The sequence below is a fragment of the Novosphingobium sp. PASSN1 genome (assembly GCF_002278815.1).
In genome coordinates this window covers 1-21,767 of record NZ_NKIS01000005.1, presented here as the reverse complement: position 1 = coordinate 21,767, position 21,767 = coordinate 1, and the positions used below count along the sequence as shown (strand labels likewise).

Sequence of the window (21,767 nt, the reverse complement as noted above, 5' to 3'; positions counted from 1 at the left end):
GCTATCTTGCTGGAACAACGAGACTCGGACCCATCGGGCCGACCGCAAGGGATCCGGCAGGCATGTATCTTGGCGTGGATATCGGCACATCCGGCGTGAAGGCTGTGCTGGTGCAGGATGACGGCGCATTGCTGGCGCAGGCCAGTGCACCGCTGCCCATCTCGCGTCCCGATCCGCTGTGGTCCGAACAGAACCCGAATGACTGGGTGGCTGCCACCGACGCCGCCGTCCTGGCACTTCCGCTGGACTTGCGCGGGCGGGTGCAGGCGGTCGGTCTTGCCGGGCAGATGCACGGCGCAGTGCTGCTCGGCAGCGATGACAAGCCCTTGCGCCCGGCCATCCTGTGGAACGACGGGCGCAGCTTTGCGGAATGTACTGAACTGGAAGCCGCCGAACCGGGCACCCGCGTGATCACTGGCAACATCGCGATGCCGGGTTTCACTGCGCCCAAGCTGCTGTGGGTGAGGAAGCATGAACCCGCGATCTTCGCCGCCACGCGCACGGTGCTGCTGCCCAAGGACTATGTCCGCCTCGTCCTCACCGGCGAGAAGGCGAGCGACATGTCCGACAGTGCCGGTACGCTCTGGCTTGATGGCGCGGCGCGCGACTGGTCCGATGCGATGCTTGCCGCCACGGGGCTCGACCGGTCGGCGATGCCGCGCCTGGTCGAGGGCGGGGCGATTGCGGGGCAATTGAGCGCAGTGACCGCCGCGCGGTGGGGCATGGGCCGAGTGCCAGTGGCGGGCGGTGCGGGCGACAATGCGGCAGGCGCTGCCGGTGTGGGCGTGATTGCCGATGGCGATGCGCTGCTTTCGCTGGGTACCTCGGGCGTGATTTTCGTCGCAACCGCCGATTTCCGGCCCAATCCGGCGCGCGCGGTCCATGCCTTTTGCCACTGCCTGCCCGATATGTGGCACCAGATGAGTGTTCACCTTTCGGCGGCGAGCTGCATCGACTGGGGCGCGCGGCTGACCGGGCGGGATGTGCCTGCCTTCATGGCAGGGGCGGAAGCGGCAGGCGTGGCGGCGGGGCCGGAATTGTTCCTCCCCTACCTTTCGGGCGAGCGCACCCCGCACAACGACCCGCATGCACGCGGCGCGCTGTTGCGGCTGGACAACGAGACCGATCCCGGACGGATCGCGGCGGCGGTGCTGGAGGGCGTGGCCTTTGCCCATGCCGACGGCATCGCCGCGCTGCGCGAGGCGGGGACGCGCATCGAGCAACTGGCGGTGATTGGCGGCGGCGCGCGCTCGCAGCACTGGGGCCGCATCATCGCTGCCGCGCTCGATGTGGAACTGCACTATCTGGAAGGCGGCGAAGTCGGCCCGGCGCTGGGCGCGGCGCGGCTGGCGCAGATCGCCGCGACCGGCGCATCGCCTGCCGATTGCTGCCTGCGCCCGCCGGTGCGCGCAGGTATCGCGCCCGATCCGATGCTGGCCGAACAGCTCGCCCCCAAACTCGCCCAATTCCGCGCGGCATGGCCCGCGCTCCGCACGCTTCGAGAGGAAACCTGATGTCTGCCGACTATTTCGCCGAGTTCCCGGTCGTTCGCTACGAAGGGCCGGATGCCACCTCCGATCTCGCCTACCGCTGGTATGACAAGGACCGGGTGGTGCTGGGCAAGCGGATGGAAGACCACCTGCGCTTTGCAGTGTGCATGTGGCATACGTTCTGCTGGCCGGGCAGCGACGTGTTCGGCGCGGGCACGTTCACGCGGCCCTGGCTGCAAGGGCCGATGGACGCGAAGAACGCGGCCGCCAAGCGCGAGGCGGCGCTCGCCTTTGTCGAAAAGCTCGATGTGCCGTTCTACTGCTTCCATGACGTGGATGTGATGGCCGATGCCGACGGGATAGCCGCGTTCCGCAAAAGCTTTGCCGAAGCGGTCGATCACCTTGAGGCCCTGCAGGCCGCGCATGGCCGCAAGTTGCTGTGGGGCACAGCCAACCTGTTTGGTCACCCGCGCTACATGGCGGGCGCTTCGACCAATCCCGATCCCGAAGTCTGGGCCTGGGGCGCGAGCCAGGTGCGCGATGCGCTGGAGGCGACGCACCGGCTGGGTGGTTCAAACTATGTGCTGTGGGGCGGGCGCGAAGGCTATGACACGATCCTCAACACCGATCTCGCCATCGAACAGGAAAACTTCGGGCGGTTCCTCAGCCTTGTGGTCGATCACAAACACCGGATCGGGTTCAAGGGCACGATCCTGATCGAGCCCAAGCCCCACGAGCCGACCAAGCACCAGTACGACTTCGATACGCAGACGGTCTACGGCTTCCTCAAGCGGTTCGGGCTGGAAAACGAAGTGCGCGTCAATATCGAGGCGAACCACGCTACGCTGGGCGGGCACACTTTCGAACATGAAATCGCAATGGCCCGGGCGCTGGGGATTTTCGGTTCGATCGATGCCAATCGCGGCGATCACCAAAATGGCTGGGATACCGACCAGTTCCCCAATTCGGTGGAGGAACTCACCCTCGCGATGATCGAGATCATCCGTGCGGGCGGGTTCACCGATGGCGGGTTCAATTTCGATGCCAAGGTGCGCCGCCAGTCCATCGACGCGGCTGATCTGTTTCATGGCCATATCGGGGGTATCGACACGATCGCGCGGGCGCTCCTCAAGGCGGCGGCGCTGATCGAGGATGGCCAGCTCGATGCCTTCCGGGCCGAGCGCTATGCCGGTTGGCAGGGAGAGCTGGGCAAGGCTATCCACGCGACCGACGCCACGCTGGCCGGGATCGCCGACCACGCCGTGGCCGCGAGCCTTGCGCCGCAACCGCGCTCGGGTCGGCAGGAATGGCTGGAGAACCTCTACAACCGGTTCTAGACCGTGCTGACCTCGCGCGCCGGTGACTACCGGCTCGATCTCGATCCGGGACTTGGCGGTTCGATTGCGGCGTGAGGGTTTTGCGGCGCGGCGTTTCAGCTGGCAGTCACCTTTGACCGCGTTTGCACCGTGGAAGCATGAACTGGCGGACAGGGTGCCATCCGGAATATTGGTGTATGTATCCGATTAAAAACAAAAAATGGAAACCAAAAATTTCTCGACCCACATATTGTCCCAAATGTTAGATGGATTGGTTTTATTGGCTCCGCAATATCGTCCGTGTGGACTACCCCTTTCCGCTAGCTGGCGCGTGACCGAAGTTCATCCAGCAGGGCGCGAAAGCCCAAAGTGAGGTTACGCCGGTCCGGATAATAGAGGTGATAGCCGGAAAACGGCGGGCTCCACTCCTCGAGCACCGGCACGAGTGCGCCGCTGTCCAGTTCCACTGCAATGCGATCAGTCATCACGAAAGCCAGACCAAGGCCGGCGAGGGCGGCGCGGATGGCCATCTCGCCGTGATTGACAACCAGTCGCCCGCCAACCCGCACATTGAGCGGATGGCCATCCCGCTCGAACTCCCAGGCATAGAGGTCGCCGCGGGTCGCCATGCGCAAGTTGATGCAGTAATGCATGGTCAGATCGCGCGGCGTCAGGGGGCGGCCGTGGCGTTCGAAATACGCAGGCGCGCCAACGACCAGCATCTGGAGATCGGGACCGATGCGCACCGCGATCATGTCTTTCTCCACCTGCTCGCCCAACCTGACCCCGCCATCAAACCGCTCGCTGACGATATTGGTCAGCGCGCTGTCGATCGAAAGCTCGATATGCACATCCGGGTAGCGCGCCATCACGGCTTCGACCGCCGGCCAGAGAACGGTTTCTGCGGCATGCTGGCTGCAGGTGATCCGGACTGTGCCGGATGGCTGTTCGCGTAGCTGGCTCAGTTCCGCCAGCCGTGCGTCGATGTCGGCAAGGGCAGGCGAGAGCGTTTCGAGAAGCCGTTCGCCCGCTTCAGTGACACCGACATTCCTCGTCGTCCGGGACAGGAGTTTGAGCCCCAGACTGGCTTCCAGCCTCCTGACGATCTGGCTGATAGCCGATTGCGAGGTGCCCAGCACTGCGGCAGCTCGCGTGAAGCTTCGGGCTTCGGCAACGGCCAGGAAGACCGCCAGATCGCTTAGCTCTTCACGCCGCATTGATAAGCTCCGAGTATAACCGCATGTGAAACTTAGCGTATATTCGCTCAAAAGCCCATGCCCTACTGCGTCTTCGCAGCAGCGCGCGGCCCTTTGTTTGACCGCCGTGGCATGAGGAACCGGACAGATGAAAACAGATGTGATCGTTGTCATCGGCGCTGGCGGAATCGGCTCTGCCATCGCACGCCGGCAGGGTTTCGGCCGGACGATCCTCCTCGCGGACTGGAACGAAGCTGTGCTTGCCTCGGCGGCGCAGGCTCTTGCCAATGCTGGTTATGCGGTCGAGACGCAGGCGGTGGACGTGACGCAGCGCGCCTCGGTGAAGGCGCTGGCAAGCAAGGCCGCTGCCCTTGGGTCTGTTGCCCAGGTGATCAACACGGCAGGCCTCTCGCCAAACATGGCATCGGTCGAGAAGGTGCTTGAAGTCGATCTCTACGGCTCGGCGGTTGTCTTCGAGGAGTTTGGCGAGGTGATCGCACCCGGCGGCGCGGGGCTCATCATTTCGAGCATGGCCGGACACATGATGCGCCAGCTGCCCGAGGAAGACGAGAAGCGGCTGGCCCACACCCCTGCCGACGAGCTGCTTGCGCTGCCCTTTCTGCAGGCGGATGCGATCCCCAACACGCTGGTCGCCTACATGGTCGCCAAGCGCGCCAATTTCCTCCGGGTCCAGGCCGAAGCGATGCGCTGGGGCGAACGCGGGGCGCGCGTCAACGCGATCAGCCCCGGGATCATCGTCACCCCGCTCGCCGCACATGAACTCAATTCCGAGATCGGCGATATCTATCGGGGAATGGTAGCAGCCTCGCCTTCGAAGCGGATGGCCCCGCCGGAAGAAATCGCGATTGCGGCCGGCTTCCTCCTTGGCCCCGATGCCGGATTCATTACCGGCAGTGACCTGCTGATCGATGGCGGCGTCATCGCCGCGATGCGCGCCGGAAAGCTCCCGACACCGGGCTAAGTCCTGCTCTGTTCGATCCCCATCCCTGTCTGGAAGGATTACCACGCAATGAAACGACGCAATCTTGGCGATCTCGCTGTCAGCGAAATCGGCTTTGGCGCCATGGGTCTCAGCTTTGGCTACAACAAGACCTCGCCGATCGAGCGCGAAGATGCGATTGCGCTGCTGCGCGCCGCGGTCGAGGCCGGAGTCACCTTCTTCGATACGGCCGAGGTCTATGGGCCTTGGACCAACGAAGAATTGCTGGGCGAGGCGCTTGCGCCGTTCCGCGGCGAGGTGGTGATCGCGACCAAGTTCGGATTCAAGATCGATCCCGAGTCCACGCCGCCGGTGCGGGGCGTGGATTCCTCACCCGCCCGCATTCGCCAGGTGGCGGAGGATTCGCTGCGGCGGCTGCGGGTCGATTGCCTTGACCTGTTCTATCAGCACCGGGTCGATCCGGAGGTGCCGATCGAGGATGTGGCTGGCGCGGTGAAAGACCTCGTGGCCGAAGGCAAGGTCAAGCATTTCGGCCTTTCCGAAGCCAGCGCCGCAACCATCCGCAAGGCCCATGCCGTGCATCCTGTCACCGCCTTGCAGAGCGAATACTCGCTGTGGACGCGCGACATCGAGGCCGAGATCCTGCCGACGCTGGAAGAACTGGGCATCGGCCTCGTGCCGTTCAGCCCGCTTGGCAAGGGTTTCCTGACGGGGACCATCGCGGCGGACACGCAGTTTGGCGAAGGCGACATTCGCCAGGGCATCCCGCGCTTCCATGGCGAGGCCCATGCACACAACATGAAGCTCGTTGAGCTGTTGGGCGAGATCGCCCGCGGCAAGGGCGCGACCACCGGGCAGATCGCGCTGGCCTGGCTGCTGGCGCTGCGGCCCTGGATCGTGCCGATCCCGGGCACCAGCAAACTGCACCGGATGCAGGAAAATGCTGCCGCGGCGGAGATCGTACTGACCGCCGATGACATGGCACGGATCGAGGCGGCGGCAGCGGCGGTCACCATCGAGGGAACCCGCTATCCGCCCGCCTTGATGGCCACCGTAAACCGCTGAGCCGCAACCCGGAAGGAACCGACATGCCCACACGCGTCCCCACCGTTACGCTGAACAATGGCGTCCAAATGCCGCTACTCGGCTTTGGCGTGTTCCAGATGGCCGATCCGGCGGAGTGCGAACGCAGCGTTCGCGATGCCATCGACGTTGGCTATCGCCTGCTCGACACCGCCGCTTCCTATGGCAATGAGGAAGCGGTTGGCGCTGCGATCAAAAACCATGGCATCGACCGGGCAGAGCTTTTCGTCACGACCAAGCTCTGGGTTCAGGACGCGAGCTATGCGGGGGCCAAGGCGGCATTCGAACGATCGATCAACAAGCTGGGGCTCGACTATCTCGATCTCTACCTGATCCATCAGCCATACGGTGACGTCTATGGCGCGTGGCGTGCCATGGAGGAACTGCACAAGGCCGGGCGCATCCGGGCAATCGGCATCAGCAACTTCCAACCGGATCGCCTGGTCGATTTCGTTCTTCACAACGAAACGAAGCCGGCGGTGAACCAGATCGAGATCCATCCATTCCACCAGCAGGCCGACGCCGTGACCATTCTTGAGGAATACGGCGTTCAGGCTGAGGCGTGGGGGCCGTTTGCCGAGGGCAGGAATGGCTTGTTCACCAACGCCGTCTTGCAGCAGATCGCAGGCAAGCACGGCAAGACCATCGCTCAGGTGGTGCTGCGCTGGCTGATCCAGCGCGGCGTGGTCGCCATCCCCAAATCAGTTCGCAAGGACCGCATGACCGAGAATTTCGATGTGTTCGGATTTGAACTCGATCACGACGATATTGCTGCGATCGCCACGCTCGATCAGAACGCCAGCAGCTTTTTCGATCATCGTGACCCGGCCATGGTCAAGTGGCTTGGCACCCGGACAATTTGAGCTGCAGCCGAACGGGGCTGCCGGACTGACACCTGCCTAAGGACCATCACCATGAAAATGCTTGCTTTCGGTCTCTTCCTGTCATCGCTCGCAGCGCCGGCACTGGCGCAGCAATCGCCAGCACCGCCCAGCGAGACGATCACGACCGCCGCCACGCACACCCGGGCCGAGCAGGAGCTGATCGATCTGTCGAACCGGAAGTGGGAGTGGATGGCGAGCAAGTCCGTCGAGCCGCTGACGGCGCTCTTCGATGACAAGGCCATGTTCACCCACATGGGCGGCACATGGGGGAAGACAAGCGAACTCAAAACCATCGCCAGCGGAGGCATCTGGTACAAGAAGGTCGTGATTGGCGCGGTCGATGTGCGGATATTCGGCAACACGGCCGTGGTGCTGGAGGATCTGGACCTCCAGGCCGCAGTCGGTACCCATGAAGTGATCAATCCCTTCATGGTCACGGCGGTTTATTCGCGACGGGGCGGCAAGTGGCATCTGGTCCAGCTGACCTTTTCGCATCTGCTCCGTCCGGTTAAGGCCGCTTTCAGCGGAAATTAGAAGCACCTGACGCGGCAGTTGAGGTAGGGGCAGACTCAACCAGAACACCTGCGCTGAGGAAGACCATGCACCGGATCGCGCTCATTGGCTTTGGCCTGGCTGGCAAGGCGTTCCACGCGCCGCTCATCGCCGCAACGCCGGGGCTGAAGCTGGCGGCTGTGGTCTCGTCCCGCGCCGCGGATGTGGCTGTGGAGTACCCGGACGCGTTGGTTGTTCCCACGCTGGAAGCCGTCCTTGCGGATTGCTCGATCGATCTGGTGGTGCTGGCTACTCCCGATCACCTGCATACAGAGCAAGCCTTGGCCGCGCTCGATGCGGGCAAGCATGTGGTGATAGACAAGCCGCTGGCGCCGACACTGGAGGAAGCGCGCCGCGTGGCGGCATACGCGGCGGCGCGCGGGCTGATGCTCTCCGTCTTCCACAACCGCCGCTGGGATGCTGATTTCCTCACCCTGCGCCGGCTGATCGCCGAAGGCGTGCTGGGCGAGATCACGGCCATGGAGAGCCGCTTCGACCGGTTCCGGCCGGAACCGGGTGAGCGCTGGAAGGACCGGCGCGCGGGTGGGGTTTGGCAGGATCTCGGGCCGCATCTGGCGGATCAGGCGCTGGTGCTGTTTGGGCGGCCGCAAGCGGTGAGCGCGGACCTCGCTGTTCTCAAGCTCGGCGGGCATGCAGTTGATCACGCAGAAGTCCTGCTTCGTTATTCTGATCGGCGCGTATCGCTGCATATCAGCCAGCTGACGGCTGATCATGCTCTGCGTCTCGCGGTGCACGGCACGCGCGGCAGCTTCGTCAAGCACGGGCTCGACAACCAGGAAGAGCAATCGAAGGCAGGCGTGCGGCCGGGTGACCCCGCATGGGGGATAGATCCGAGCCCCGGCCGGTTGACCCAGGCTGACGGCACCATCAGCGTAGTGGTGCCCGAGCGCGGCGACTACCTCGCCTTTTACCGCGGCGTTGCTGCTGCCTTGGCGGGCAAAGGACCCATGCCGGTCAGCGCCGAAGAAGCGCTTGCCGTCATGGAAGTGATCGCTGCCGGGATTGCCAGCAGCGATCAGCGCCGGGAAATCCTGCTTTAGCCCAGCATGGCGGCTGGGATGGTAATGGTGTTGAGCGAATCCGGGGCCAGCTTCAGCTCCAGCATCTGCTTGCCCACGACATAACGCACCGCCTGCCGCTGACCGAGGCTGTTGTTTGCCACCAGTACCAGCGAGCCATCCGGATTTCGGAAAGCGAGCTGATCGTTGAAGCCGAAGAAGCTGTCGACCGGGATCAGCTTTGCGCCCGGGCGGACGGCCCCGGCAATATGGCGCAGCAGCCAGTAGTCGTTGGTCAGGCGGTAGCTGCGCCGCTTGGTGTCCACCTCGACCAGCGCGTTCTGCGGCCAACCCCAGCCGCTCATGCCGCCCGTTGGCATGGCGAGGTTCCAGTAATGCCACGCGGTCGCACCGGCTTCGAAATAGCGCTTGATCGTCTCCCAGCCATAGCGGGCGTAGTGCCAGTCATTGGTGCCGACGCCGCATTCCTGCTCCGAACCCCAGATCTCGAGATCGGGATAGCGCGCGCGCAGCGTGGTGAGTGCGCCCTTGCCGGCCCATTGCACGCCGATGCCGTTGATGACCTTGGCCGCTTCGGGATTGGCGAGCACGCGGGCAAACAGATCGGGATTGCCGCGCTCCAGCGTGCCGAAGAAGACTTTGACGCCTGCCTTGTCCATTTCTTTGCCGAGAAACGGCAGGAACCGGGCGAGGCCTTCGGGAGACCAGCAGCAACTGGGGAAGGGCTGGGCGGAATTGAACTCGTTCTGCGGCATGACCATGCCGATGGGGATGCCGGCCGCGCCGTATTCCTCGACATAGCGGCGGAAATAGCGGGCATAGGCATCGAAATAGCGGTCTTCCTGAATGAAGGAATCTTCGCCTTCCTTGCCGAGTTGGTCGGGCTTTATGCCGTTGTCCGGCTGGCCCGGCCATGCGGGGGCCTGCGCATAGTGGCCGGTGCGCTTCATCCATGTCGGCGGGGACCACGGCGAGGCCCAGAGTTGCAGCTTGGGCTGCAATTGCTGCGCGCCCTTGATGAATGGGATCAGCGTATCGCGGTCATTGGCAGTGGAGAACTGGGCCAGCGCGAAATCGCCCGGCGTTTCGTCATAGCTATACCAGCCGCGCGAAATGTCATTGGCGCCCAGCGGGGTGCGGCACAGACTGAAGTTGCAGCCCTCGGCGCCGAACAGCGCGTCCATCGCCGACCAGCGCGCCCTTTCGGGGAGCACCGACAGCGCCTGCCAGCCCTTTTCGCTGAATGCGCCGCCGAACCCGGCGACCGTACGGCCAGGCTTGTCCAGCAGCACTGTCGCATCGGCATCGAACAGGCTGGCCGGCGGCGGGCTGAATGCCGGCGCGGAAACACGGCGGCCGGGAGCATCGCGCGTCGTTTCCAGCCAGGCGATCTTGCTGGCCGGATCGGCGGCGCGCGCCGCGACCGGCAGTAACGCGGCACTTGCGCCGATGGCCTTAATCGCTTCGCGGCGGGCAAACGTGTCACTCATCGGAAATCTCCACAATGATCCGGCGGTACCGGGTGAGGCGGGGGGTGCCGTAATTGGTCACGGCGAGAATGACGTGGGCTGTGTTCGCCTTGGGGCAGGGCATCAGCGGCAGCCATGCCGGGGCGCAGCGCGCGGTGACGGTGATGACGGGGCGCGGCGTGTTCGCGCGGTCGATGCGCAGCTGGGCGGCAGGGCCTGCGCCGATGAAGCCAGCCTCGTCATAGGCGAACCATTGGAAATCGAGCTTTTGGCGATCCGGATCGCGGCTGGCACCGGCGTCGGGGCGAAGCTGCGAGCCAGTGTGCGCCCTGACGTGCAATGGTTCGAGGCTGGCATCGCCGTCCACGACGACCCTGGGCGGGTGATTGGCGCTGGCATAGGGCATCAGCGTCCAGTCGATTCGCGCGGCGAAATCGTTCTGGAAGGCGCTGCGCCAGCGCCAGATCGTCGCCTGATCCGATGTATGGCCGTTCACCGTGTCGGCCGAGGTCGTCCGGAAGAAGCTGTCGCCGCCCTGCGTCCAGATCGGGCGGCTCTCGCCAGACGGTTGGCGCAGTACATAGCGTCCGCCCCAGCCGCCCCAATCGGGATGCTCCGGCGCGTTGAGGCCATTAGGGATGAGGCCAAGGAACGACGGCGTGTCGCCTTCCATGATGAACATGTAGCGCGGATAGTGCGCTCCTAGCGGGCCCTTGCGGATAGCCAGATCGAGCCATGCGTTGCTGACCTTGGTGAAATCCGCTCCCTCGCCATTGCGGTAGTAGCGATCGCCTGAAATGCCGGTCCAGGTCGCCCGGGCATAGTCGCCGCCATCCTGGCTGGAGGGAGAGATGATGTACCACAAGTCCGGAAATTCACGCCGCAGCCAGGGCCCTGCGTCATCCTGATCGCTGATCGCATAGACCCTGAGACGTGCGACCAGTGCGGCCAGCTCTGCCGGGGCCATCGTGCGGCGCGCCACTTGCAGCGCCTCGGCGAGCGTGGCGGTGCCGCCCCATGCGGTAACCCAGAGCGGCCCGCTATCCGTGCGCCCAGCCGCCGCAAGAAGAGCGAGTGCGCCGGGGGAGGGATGTGCGGGGTTGATCGCTGCCAGCCCATAACCTGATACACCGGAGGTCAGCCGGGAACGGAGAATTTGCGCGTCCGGCCATCCGCTTGCGTTCGAACGCAAGTTCGGGAGAACTGCCGCATAGCCGTCAATCACCGACGCTGCGATCTCGGGGGAGGCCTTGGTTTTCTGCCAGACAGAAGTGGTCGCTGCGATGCCTTCGATCTCGATCTCGTTGGAATAGAGCAGCAGCCGCACCAGCGACATCTGATCGTCCGGCTCGTTGCCGATATCGGTAAGGACGAACAGCCGGGGGCGGGGAGCATCGGCCACGACAAGGCCCGGCACTGTGAGTGCGGCCAGCGCGGTGGCCAGCGCCACCGCGTACCAAGGCCGCCGTCCCGTCAATCGATAGCCGGTGGGGCTTGCGCCACGGAATCGCGCTCAACGAGATGGAAATCGAGCATCAAGAGCTTGCGCTGGTCCGGTTCACGCTCGATCAGCAGCTCGGCGGCGGCAAATCCCATCTCTTCGATCGGCTGATAGATTGTCGTGAGATAGGGCCAGACCGATTTGGCCACCCAGCTATCGTCAAAGCCGCAGATGGAAATGTCGCGCGGCACAGCGAGCCCTTGCTCAAGGCAGGCGACCATGGTGCCGGCGGCGGAATCGTCATTGCCCGCAAAAATGGCGGTGGGACGGTTCGGCCCGGCCAGAAGTTTCCGTCCTGCCTCAATGCCGCCTTCGAACAGGAAGTTGCCATCGGCTTCCGCGACCGGCTCCGTTGCGCCCAAAGCAGCAAGCCCTGCCAAAAATCCTTCGCGGCGGCTGCGCGCTTCGCCGTAGTCTAACGGTCCGTTGACGATGCCGAAGCGGCGGTGGCCATTTGCCCAGAAATGCTGTGCCACCAGGGCAGCGGCAGCAGCATCGTCGATAGCGACGCCCGCACCGCGATCATGCTCCAAATCAGGCGCGATCCGGACATACATGACGCCGCGCTGGTCGAAAAATTCGAGAAGAAGCCGGTTGTCTGAGAGCGGCGGGGTGAGGATGAAGCCGTCGCAGCGGGTGTTGCGCAGCATCGCCTCGAACAGGGCGGTCAGTTCGACTTCGCTGCGCATCGAATCAATCTGGTCGATCCGCAGATGATACTGATGCGCAGTGCACGCGCGGTAGACGCCTGCCTGAAGCTTCATGGTGTAGTTCGGGCTGGGGTTGTCCAAGATCAGGCCGATCGTGAAGGACCGCGCGCCGGCGAGTGACCGGGCTGCCTGATCTGGTACGAACGACAGTTCGGCAATCGCGGCCTCGACCTTGAGGCGCAGCTTTTCCGAGACGTGGGGCTCCCGGTTCACCACGCGCGAGACGCTCTTGAGCGAGACACCGGCAAGCTGCGCGACGTCGGCCATGGTGGCATGGGAATTGGGGGCGAGGCGGGGGTTTATGTTCATGCTGGCTGTATATCGGGTCCTCTTCCCTCGTCATCCCTTTTGAATTGACAGCGCAGTCTTGACAGCGCTGCCAAAATAGATCAAGCCGATTCTTGAAGATGGGCAGGCAGCCCGCACACGGGAGCGGAAACAAACGTCGGGTCTGCTCGGCAAAGTGCCAAGGCACTGTTTCCTAATATTTTTGGTCAACCAAAACTCGATTTTCGGGCTGGGAGACCTGTGTCTGGCGTCTGCGCATACGGTGCGGCCGCATATGAATTTGTGATCAGGCCAGAACGGCCCGGCGCAAGAATGGGAGGGAAGTTCCATGAAGTTGATCCGCACCGCTTGCTTCGCATCGGTCTTTGCGCTGGCGACACCAGCCTTTGCGCAGAATGCCCAAACCGACCAGCCGGCGCAGGAAGCCGACGCTTCGGCGGCGGCCGCCACCGGCGACATCATCGTCACCGCGTCGCGCCAGTCGACCCTGCTTTCCAAGACCCCGATCACGCTGACCGCGCTCAACGGTGACCAGCTGCGCAGCGCGGGCGTGACCGATGCGCGCGCACTGACAAACTCCGTGCCCAATCTCGCACTCACCGAAAGCGGCGATGCGGTGCGCATCTCGATTCGCGGCGTGACCAGCACCGATACGACCGAGAAGGGCGATCCTTCGGCGGCGTTCCTGCAGGACGGCATCTACATCGCGCGGCCTGCCGACGTGCTGGGCAGCTTCTATGATGTTGAGCGCATCGAGGTGCTGCGCGGACCGCAAGGCACGCTCTATGGTCGCAACACGACGGCGGGCGTGATCAACGTGATCAGCGCGCTGCCCAAGGACGAGTTCGGCGCTTCGGTCGACGCGAGCTATGGCAATCTCGACAGCGTCGATGCCAGCGGCATGATCAACCTGCGCGTTGCCGATGGCCTCGGCGTGCGCGCGGCTGTGAACTACCAGCGCCAGGATCCGTTCTACACGCTGGCAAGCCCCGCAACCATGAAGCTCAATCCGTTCCGCGAGGTGTTTTCGGGCCGGCTTTCGTTCGGCGGAAAGGTCGGCGAAAACCTCACTTTCGTGATCCGCGGCGATTACTCGAACACCAAGGGTTCGGGCACCAACGGCAACACCGTCACGCTCGACCGGTTCTATGATCCCGCCACCGTGGGCATCAAGACGAAGAACCCGGTCTACCGCGATGGCGATGCCGATTTCCAGCGCACGCTGACTGTGGCGCCGACCTATCCCACTCAGCGCAACAACAAGAACTACGGCATCATGGGCGAGTTCACCTATGATTTCGGGCCGGTGCAGGCGACTTACCTCGGCTCCTATCGCAAAACCGACCGCAACGACACGCGCAACCTGCTGCTGTTCGGCGCGCTCAACAACCCGGCGTTCTTCTTTGGCAACTTCAAGCAGGACAGCCACGAACTGCGCCTCGCCTTCGGCAAGGGCAGCCCGCTGCACGGGCAGATTGGCGGCTACTACTTCCACGAAAAGTCGGCGATCGAGTTCAACCTTGGTGCGCCTCTTTCGGGCTTCGTGGTGCCGAACGCGACCGGCTTCGCGTTCCCGCAAGGACCCACCGTTTCGCGCTCGAAGGCCGTGTTCGGCCAGCTGACGTATGACATTACGCCTGATTTCCACCTCACTGGCGGCATCCGCTACAACAACGACTTCAAGTCGCGTAACGGCGCGACCGTGGTCGATTTTGCGGACGTGACCAAGTCGATCTGCGGCAAGGCGCGCTGCGTGCTGAACGAGAACATCGCCTCGCGCACATTCAAGAAGACGATCTGGAAGGTCGGCCTCGACTATGATGTGCCGGGTCTCGGCCTTGTCTACGCAGCGGTTTCGACCGGCTACAAGGCGGGTGGCTTCAACGATGGCTGCGTGACCGGCAGCGGCGTGGGCTGCGCGCTGACGCCCGCAGTACTCTACTACAACCCCGAGAACCTCACGAACTACGAAGCCGGCGTGAAGTTCCGCATCTCGCCCGCGTTCCGCTTCAATGCGGCGGTGTTCCACTATGATTACAGCAGCCTGCAAGTCAGTCAGGTGGTCACCGTGCCGATCCCGGCAACGCTGATCAGCAACGCCGCCAAGGCCAAGGTCGACGGCCTCGAACTGGAAGCGACCCTCAAGCCCAGCAACACGCTGACCTTCGACCTCGGCTATACCTATACCAATGCCCGCTATTCCAAGTTCTCGCCCGATCCGGTGAACTTCCCGAACTTCTCGTTCACGGGGGCTGCGCTCGATCAGGCACCCAAGCACGTGGCGACGGTGGGGATGACCAAGGTGTTCCCGCTGGGCAATGGCGGCCGTTTCGAAGCAGCGGTGCGAAGCCGGATGAGCTCGGAATACTTCATCATCGATCTCAACAACCTGTCGCAGTTCCGCCAGCCGTCGTTCACCAAGACCGATGCGACGCTGACCTACACAGCGCCGGGTGATCGCTACTATGTGCAGGGCTTTGTCCGGAACATCGAGAACAAGATCACCATCTCGAACGCATCGACCGGCCTTGCCGCCGGTGCCACGATTGGTGCGCCGCGTCTCTACGGCGTGCGCGCCGGAGTGAAGTTCTGATCTGAGAACCCTCCTCTCGGGCCGCAACTCCGGTTGCGGCCCGTTTTTTTGATTTCCAACGATATTGCTGAATTTCCCAGGGGACGGACCATGTCTTATCGAAACGCAATCGCCATCGGTGTCGCTGCTGCAGCGCTCTCGGCACCCATGTTGACTGAGGCTAAGCCGGCTCCTGCGGCTGATGCGGAGGCCCGGGCTGCTGCAACTGTGAAGCAGATGAGCGCAGACGAAAGGGTCGTGCTCACCCATGGCATCATTGCGGTGCCGTTCGTTCCCGGAATCGTTGTCCCGGCAGACGCTGTTCTTGGCGCCGGCTATGTCCCCGGCATTGCGCGGCTGGGTGTGCCAGCGCTTAGGGAATCCGATGCCAGCCTCGGCGTTGCTTATGTGATGGGCATCCGCAAGGATGGCTCGACCCCACTGCCTTCCGGTCTGGCACAGGCCGCAAGCTGGAACCCTGATATTCTCTTCAAGGGCGGCGCGATGATCGGCTCGGAAGCCCGCGCCAAGGGCTTCAACGTGCTGCTGGCAGGCGGTGCGAACCTTACCCGCGACCCCCGCAATGGTCGCACATTCGAATACCTCTCTGAAGATCCGCTGCTGACCGGCGTGCTCGTCGGATCAGCGATCCGGGGTATCCAGTCGAACGACATCATTTCGACAATCAAGCACTTCGCGCTCAACGGGCAGGAAACCGGCCGCAAGTTCGTGAACAGCGTCATCAGCGAATCCGCCGCGCGCGAAAGCGATCTGCTGGCGTTCCAGATCGGCATCGAACAGGGCCAGCCTGGATCGGTAATGTGCTCCTACAACGTGGTTAACGGCGCGCATGGCTGCGACAGCGACTGGCTGCTCAACAAGGTCCTCAAGCGCGATTGGCGCTACAAGGGCTTCGTCATGTCGGACTGGGGCGCAGTGCCCAGCCTTGATGCCGCGCTGAACGGACTTGATCAGCAATCGGGCGAGCAGCTCGATCCCAAGGTGTTCTTCGCGAAGGACCTGCAGGCCAAGGCCGCGAGCGATCCGGCCTATGCCGCCAAGCTGGTGGACATGAACACCCGGATCCTCTCGCAGATCTTCAAGTACCACCTCGATACCAATCCCGCCAAGCCTAGCGGTGCGATTGATTTTGCCGCAAATGGAGCAGTTGCGCTGGCAGCAGCGGAGCAGGGCATCGTCCTTTTGCGCAACCAGAACGGCGCGCTGCCGCTGGCGGCGTCTGCCAAGCGCATTGCCGTTATCGGCGGCTTTGCCAATTCCGGCGTGATGTCGGGGGCGGGTTCGAGCCAGGTGCAGCTGCCCGGCGGTCCGGCGGTGTCGATCCCGCTCGGCGGCGATGGTCCATTCGCAGCGTTCATGCAGATCCAGTATCACGCTTCCGCCCCGCTCAAGGCGATCAAGGCGCTCGCGCCGGAAGCGCAGGTAATCTACCGAGACGGCTCCACGATTGCCGATGCCGTGGCGCAGGCGAAGACGAGCGATGTGGCCATCGTGTTCGCCACCAAGTGGTCGACCGAAGGGCAGGATTCTGCGGACTTCTCGCTGCCAAACGGGCAGGACGCGCTGATCGCCGCAGTGGCGGAGGCCAATCCCAATACCATCGTCGTGCTGGAGACGGGCAATCCTGTGGACATGCCGTGGCTCGGCAAGACGGCGGCGGTTATCGAAGCCTGGTTCCCCGGCGGGCGCGGCGGTGAGGCGATTGCGAATGTGCTGTTCGGAAAAGTAAATCCCAGCGGCCATTTGCCGATCACTTTCCCGGCCAGTGCGGCCCAGTTGCCGCGTTCGGTGATTGATGGGTATTTTGATCTGGAGCCCAATTTCGCCGGTGATCCGCCGACCCCCGATACGAAGCTCGATGCCAACTACAATATCGAGGGATCAGACGTCGGGTATCGTTGGTTCGCGCGGAACCTGCACAAGGCGCTGTTCCCGTTTGGCTTCGGGCTAAGCTACACCACCTTCGCCAGTTCGGGGCTCAAGGTTTCGGGCATGAGTGCCAGCTTCACGGTCCAGAACACGGGCAGCCGGCAGGGTGCCACAGTGGGTCAGGTCTATCTGGTCTCGCGGGCCGGTGCACCCAAGCAGCGGCTCGCCGGGTTTGCCCGCGTCGATCTCCAGCCGGGGGCCTCGCAGACCGTGAAGGTCACGTTCGATCCGCGCATTCTGGCGGACTGGAAGGACGGCGGGTGGTCGCTCCCCGCAGGTGCCTACACCTTCGCGCTTGGCGACGATGCCGAGCATCTGGGCACGCCGGTTACGGTTCGCATGGCCGCGCGCAGCTGGAAGGACTGATCAGACCCAGAGGATCGGGAACCGCCATGCAGGTAAAGCAGCACTACGCCGTCCTTGACGGCTTGCGCGGCGTGGCGGCGATCCTCGTCGTCGTGTTCCACCTTTCAGAAGTGCTGGCTGGAGGCGATCCGGCAGGCAATGTGTTGCCGCACGGGGCGCTTGCGGTCGATTTCTTCTTCGGCCTTTCGGGCTTCGTGATCGGCTACGCTTACGACGAGCGCTGGCCGGAGATGAGCACTGGCCAGTTTCTGCTCCGGCGGCTGATCCGCTTGCACCCGCTGGTCCTTCTGGCGACTGCCTTCGGTGCAACGGCCTATGTGCTCTCGCCCTATCCTGGGCCTGACCACGGTGTCTCCGCGTTGCGAATGGCGCTCACTGTCGCCGCAGCGCTGCTAGTCCTGCCCTATCCCGCGCTGCCCGAGCGGTTTGACGACACCCACTCGCTCGACGGGCCGACCTGGACCCTGCTGCAGGAGTATATCGGCAGCCTGGCCTACGCGCTTGTGCTGCGCCGGCTGGACCTGCGCGCCTTGTTTGGCCTCGCGCTGGCATGTGCTGCCATCACGCTGGTCTCCGCCGCCCATTTTGGCACGATGAGCAAGGGCTTCGGCTTTGATGGCTGGTGGATGGCGCCGGTGCGGCTTGCCTTTCCGTTTGTCTGCGGCCTCTGGCTCCACCGCGCGGTCGGCTATCTGCCAGCCTGCCGGTTGGGGCTCGCGCCGCTTTCGTTAGCGCTGCTTGCGATCTTTGCCGCGCCGGCCATCGGCGGGGCCGGAACCACCAGTAACGGCATTGCCGAAGCGCTGGCGGTGATCGTGGTGTTTCCGGCGGTGATCCTGCTGGGCGCGCATTCCGGCGCTAGTGAAGCGGCGATCCGCGCATGCAGCTTGCTCGGCCGACTTTCTTATCCGCTCTACATCCTGCACTATCCCTTCGTGTACTGCTTCATCGACTATGCACGGTTCGGCCACGGTGCGCCTGCAACCAGCCTCGCGGCAACCCCGGTGCTGTTCATGAGCGTGATGCTGCTTGCCTGGCTGGGCCTGCGCCTATGGGACGAACCCGTGCGGGGCTGGCTGTCTCGTCGCTTGCTGGGATCCAAGGTCGCGCCGGGAAGCTGACACCTATTCAGTGTTTTGGTTCGGCCGCTGGGACGCGGCTCCACCTCATCAGCCGGTCATTTCTTCCAGCTCGACTCCCTTGGTTTCATGGACGAGCGCCCGCAAAAAAACGAACGAGACGACGGTACATGAGACTTGCGCTCAAAGCGCAGGCGGCGTGCCGATCAACGCTGGAGGCGCTGGCGAGACTGCACCAGCCGCGCGAGCAAACCGTCAAGCATGTGCATGTCAGTGAAGGCGGACAGGCCGTGCGCGTCTGGTGCGGGATACGGCCTAGCTGGTTTCGTCTTTCTTCTTTTAAGGCCTGAAGTCCTGACCGCTCGGTATGCCAGCAAAGCCACGGACGATCCAACCCACAACGGCAGCGACCAGCCAAAGGATCAAAATCGTGCCGAACACAAAGGGGGCTGCCTCATTGCAGCGCGCGGTGAAGCGATTCCAGCGCAGGGTCGAAAACCCGTCCCGAATTTGGCGGATAAGGTCTGGCGTAAAAACAAAGTCCGCTTTGCGCTTTTCAATGTAGGCCTTAACCGGCTCATCGTAACTATCGCCATGCCAATACCATTTTTGCGTGGGCGTGCGGTTAGCACCCGTTGACGCGCCTCCTATGGGCGGTGGGGGCTGGGGCGCATCCTTCGGCGGTGGGGCCTCTGCATAGTATATGTCGCCTTTTTCGGCCACGAAACAGAGTGCGACCTCTCGTCCGTTCAACTCTGGCGGCTCTTGATCGGAGATATACTCCGTATCATTTGGATACCCGCACTCGCGCGGCGCGAAATACCATGGTTCATCTGGAGTGCTGCTAAACAGGAACACGGTCGATGGACTGCTAAGAAACAGGTGTCCCGCCCCTCCGAGAGCAACGAGCCCCATGAAAAAGCCGTTGATACGGCGGCCACCTTCAAACCAATTGACCGCTATGCGCGACCCCGTTCCCTGCTGGTTAAATTAGCTCTCCGCGATTTGAACGGCCAGCAGAAATGTCAGATGCGCTGAGAACGGGCGGCCCGCGAACGGCCCTTGCCCACGTTACGCACGAAGTGACTATGCGCCCAGATAACGCGCGCGCGGGCTGCCCGACCTACAATCCGGCACTCGCCTTTTGAGCGAGATTGTCTAGCTACATCCCGCTTCAAGCGAGCCCTCTATCGGGGAGCTTTTGTGCTAATTTGCGCCCAACACCGAAAAAATGTCATTTAAACCAATAGTTATTGGCGGACAGGGTGTCCGCCTAATTTCCCTTTCCATGCGATACAGGCAATCGCATAGACCCGCTGAAACCCCTGATATTCTGGCATTCTACGTTGCAGATTGCTTCACGCTGTTGCAGAATGTTTCCCAGATACTCACTCAGTAAGTGGGGCCGAAAGTGGGGCCGGTCAATCCAGAAGTGGGACCGGCGCAGTTTGAAGGTGGGGCCGATGGCGCAACGCAGTCTGAACAAGCTCAGCGCGACTTTTGTCGCGAAGACCAAGGAACCGGGCAGGCACTCTGACGGCGGGGGCCTATACCTGGCGATCGATGGCGATGGCCGTCGGCGCTGGCTTTTCATGTACACCCGCGCTGGCAAGCGCACCGAGCTGGGGATCGGCAGCGGCCGTGACCTGAAGCTGGCCGACGCGCGCGCCCTTGCCGGTGAGATGCGCGCCGCGATCGAGCGGGGCGACGATCCGCGCTCTGTGCGCGCCAAGGACAAGCCGGGGCAGACCTTCGGCGAGTTTGCTGATGTCTTCGTTGCCGACCTGCGGCCCTCATGGAAGAACGCGAAGCACGCCGCACAATGGGAAACGACGCTCAAGCAGCACGCGGCAAAGCTACGCCCGCTACGGCTCGACCAGATTACCACCGCCGATGTGCTGGCGGTCCTCAAGCCAATCTGGAGCAAAACGCCGGAGACGGCAGAGCGTTTGCGCGGCAGGATCGAGCGCGTCCTCGATGCGGCGAAGGCTGTCGGGCTGCGCAGCGGTGAAAACCCGGCTCAATGGAAGGGCAATCTCAAGACCCGTCTACCGCCGCGTACCCGGCTCAACCGGGGCAACCACACCGCGCTGCCCTACGAAGAGCTTCCGGGCTTCATGGAGCGCCTACGCGCCCAGCACGGCACCGCCGCCCTGCTTCTCGAATTCACGATCCTGACGGCAGTCAGGACCGGCGAGGCGTTGGGAGCCAAGTGGGGCGAGGTCGACCTAGAGAAAGCTGTCTGGACGGTCCCAGCCGAGCGCATGAAGGTGAAGGCGGCAAAGGCCGGGGACGGGCAGCACCGCGTCCCACTTTCGCCGAGAGCGTTGGATCTGCTGCGCTCGATTCACGTCACGCTTGGAGAGGCTGAGCGCCAGCCCGAGAGCCTGATCTTCGGACGCTCGCCGACCAAGATGCTCTCAAACATGGCCATGGGCATGTTGCTTCGGCGGATGGACGTGAATGCCGGGGGCAAGATCGTGACCGTGCATGGCTTCCGCTCGACCTTTCGCGATTGGGCCGCCGAGACAACGCCGTTCCCGCACGAGGTCTGTGAGATGGCATTGGCGCACACGATCAAGAACAAGGCCGAGGCCGCCTATCGCCGGGGCGATTTGTTCGAGAAGCGTCGGGAGCTCATGGACGCTTGGGCGGCCTACTGCTCTTAACTTCCTACTCCGTTTGGGCTTGCGGCCTTGCAGGTCTGGCGGATCAGCGATAGCTCAAAATCGTTGTGGACCTTGGCGTCCGGGGGAACCATGAACGAACGGTATCAGCGATCAAGAGAAGCGCCGCGCTTTCCCGCACGGGTCGCGATATTGTGTGTTGCCGCTACATTTTGGGTGTTATTTCCAGCGACCGTTTCGGCGCAGGCGCAAGGCGCAACATCAACCGCGAAAGCGACTCCAAACTTCTTTGACCAGTTTGACCCAAAGCCAGAAACGCTTGGGCCGGGGCCTCACGTCCTTGTCGTGTCCAATGGAACGACGGTGACTCGGGTAAACTATAAGAGCGGAGCCGCTTGCCTCTGGGCAAGGAACACCGTGCGACGGCAGTTATGGCAACCCGGCCTCGTCGTTTCAGCAACCACGGCGGTTTGCATTCCTCGCTGATTCTGGTTCGTAAACTGCTGTTCTTGACCTTCCCGCAAAACTCGAAAGTCGGCACGGTCACCCAATTGCCTGTTGATTTCCACTGAGAGCTGACCCGGGAGGCGCATAATTTCCACTGAGAAGTGACCCATGTTCTGACCTTCCCCCTGGCTGCCTGGTCGGGGGACATTGGAGTGATCGACATGGCTTTATTGAGC

Annotated in this window: 17 protein-coding genes; 12 read left to right on the top strand and 5 right to left on the bottom strand. The window is 63.1% G+C overall.

The annotated features are described in order from the left end of the window. Positions 1-62: 62 nt before the first annotated feature. Together xylB and xylA are read left to right on the top strand one after the other, a co-directional pair. Positions 63-1,514 carry a xylulokinase gene (gene xylB, locus CFE35_RS09935; protein WP_292930443.1) on the top strand — a complete coding sequence of 484 codons (1,452 nt, stop codon included), beginning with the start codon at positions 63-65 and terminating at the stop codon, positions 1,512-1,514. Next, positions 1,514-2,827: a xylose isomerase gene (xylA, locus tag CFE35_RS09930; protein ID WP_292930442.1), complete on the top strand. Its 1,314-nt coding sequence runs from the start codon at positions 1,514-1,516 to the stop codon at positions 2,825-2,827. The genes xylB and xylA overlap by 1 nt, the downstream gene beginning before the upstream one ends. 299 nt (positions 2,828-3,126) lie before the next feature. Here xylA and CFE35_RS09925 read toward each other — a convergent pair whose 3' ends face one another. Next, entirely contained in the window at positions 3,127-4,023 is an 897-nt protein-coding gene (locus CFE35_RS09925; protein WP_292930441.1) for a LysR family transcriptional regulator, read from the bottom strand. 127 nt (positions 4,024-4,150) lie between these two features. On the opposite strand from CFE35_RS09925, the gene CFE35_RS09920 reads away from it, so the two are divergent. The 5 genes from CFE35_RS09920 (at position 4,151) to CFE35_RS09900 (ending at position 8,543) form a co-directional block, all read left to right on the top strand. Further along, on the top strand, positions 4,151-4,984 hold the full coding sequence (locus CFE35_RS09920) for an SDR family oxidoreductase (RefSeq protein WP_292930440.1): 834 nt from the start codon (positions 4,151-4,153) through the stop codon (positions 4,982-4,984). Positions 4,985-5,032: 48 nt separating this feature from the next. Continuing rightward, complete coding sequence (locus CFE35_RS09915; protein WP_292930439.1) at positions 5,033-6,028, top strand: aldo/keto reductase; 996 nt, start codon at positions 5,033-5,035, stop codon at positions 6,026-6,028. Between the two features lie 23 nt (positions 6,029-6,051). Continuing rightward, entirely contained in the window at positions 6,052-6,909 is an 858-nt protein-coding gene (locus CFE35_RS09910; RefSeq protein WP_292930438.1) for an aldo/keto reductase, read from the top strand. Positions 6,910-6,960: 51 nt separating this feature from the next. After that, positions 6,961-7,464, top strand: a complete 504-nt coding sequence (locus tag CFE35_RS09905; RefSeq protein WP_292930437.1) for a nuclear transport factor 2 family protein — start codon at positions 6,961-6,963, stop codon at positions 7,462-7,464. A 65-nt stretch (positions 7,465-7,529) separates the two neighbouring features. Beyond that, entirely contained in the window at positions 7,530-8,543 is a 1,014-nt protein-coding gene (locus tag CFE35_RS09900) for an oxidoreductase (protein ID WP_292930436.1), read from the top strand. On the opposite strand, the gene CFE35_RS09895 is transcribed toward CFE35_RS09900, so the two are convergent. Genes CFE35_RS09895 through CFE35_RS09885 form a run of 3 tightly spaced genes read right to left on the bottom strand, consistent with a single transcriptional unit; the run spans position 8,540 to position 12,511 of the window. Continuing rightward, positions 8,540-10,012, bottom strand: a complete 1,473-nt coding sequence (locus CFE35_RS09895; protein WP_292930435.1) for a hypothetical protein — start codon at positions 10,010-10,012, stop codon at positions 8,540-8,542. The genes CFE35_RS09900 and CFE35_RS09895 overlap by 4 nt on opposite strands. After that, complete coding sequence (locus tag CFE35_RS09890; RefSeq protein ID WP_292930434.1) at positions 10,005-11,441, bottom strand: DUF1593 domain-containing protein; 1,437 nt, start codon at positions 11,439-11,441, stop codon at positions 10,005-10,007. Before CFE35_RS09890 ends, CFE35_RS09895 begins: the two co-directional genes overlap by 8 nt. A gap of 23 nt (positions 11,442-11,464) precedes the next feature. Continuing rightward, positions 11,465-12,511 carry a LacI family DNA-binding transcriptional regulator gene (locus CFE35_RS09885; protein WP_292930433.1) on the bottom strand — a complete coding sequence of 349 codons (1,047 nt, stop codon included), beginning with the start codon at positions 12,509-12,511 and terminating at the stop codon, positions 11,465-11,467. Positions 12,512-12,818: 307 nt separating this feature from the next. On the opposite strand from CFE35_RS09885, the gene CFE35_RS09880 reads away from it, so the two are divergent. The 3 genes from CFE35_RS09880 (at position 12,819) to CFE35_RS09870 (ending at position 18,499) form a co-directional block, all read left to right on the top strand. Next, positions 12,819-15,083: a TonB-dependent receptor gene (locus CFE35_RS09880; protein WP_292930432.1), complete on the top strand. Its 2,265-nt coding sequence runs from the start codon at positions 12,819-12,821 to the stop codon at positions 15,081-15,083. 216 nt (positions 15,084-15,299) lie between these two features. Beyond that, entirely contained in the window at positions 15,300-17,378 is a 2,079-nt protein-coding gene (locus tag CFE35_RS09875) for a glycoside hydrolase family 3 C-terminal domain-containing protein (protein ID WP_292930431.1), read from the top strand. Between the two features lie 26 nt (positions 17,379-17,404). Further along, entirely contained in the window at positions 17,405-18,499 is a 1,095-nt protein-coding gene (locus tag CFE35_RS09870; RefSeq protein ID WP_292930430.1) for an acyltransferase, read from the top strand. A gap of 297 nt (positions 18,500-18,796) precedes the next feature. On the opposite strand, the gene CFE35_RS09865 is transcribed toward CFE35_RS09870, so the two are convergent. Beyond that, on the bottom strand, positions 18,797-19,372 hold the full coding sequence (locus CFE35_RS09865) for a hypothetical protein (protein ID WP_292930429.1): 576 nt from the start codon (positions 19,370-19,372) through the stop codon (positions 18,797-18,799). A 548-nt stretch (positions 19,373-19,920) separates the two neighbouring features. On the opposite strand from CFE35_RS09865, the gene CFE35_RS09860 reads away from it, so the two are divergent. Then, on the top strand, positions 19,921-21,126 hold the full coding sequence (locus CFE35_RS09860; RefSeq protein WP_292930428.1) for a site-specific integrase: 1,206 nt from the start codon (positions 19,921-19,923) through the stop codon (positions 21,124-21,126). 389 nt (positions 21,127-21,515) lie between these two features. Further along, on the top strand, positions 21,516-21,656 hold the full coding sequence (locus CFE35_RS09855; protein WP_292930427.1) for a hypothetical protein: 141 nt from the start codon (positions 21,516-21,518) through the stop codon (positions 21,654-21,656). The last annotated feature ends 111 nt before the right edge of the window (positions 21,657-21,767 follow it).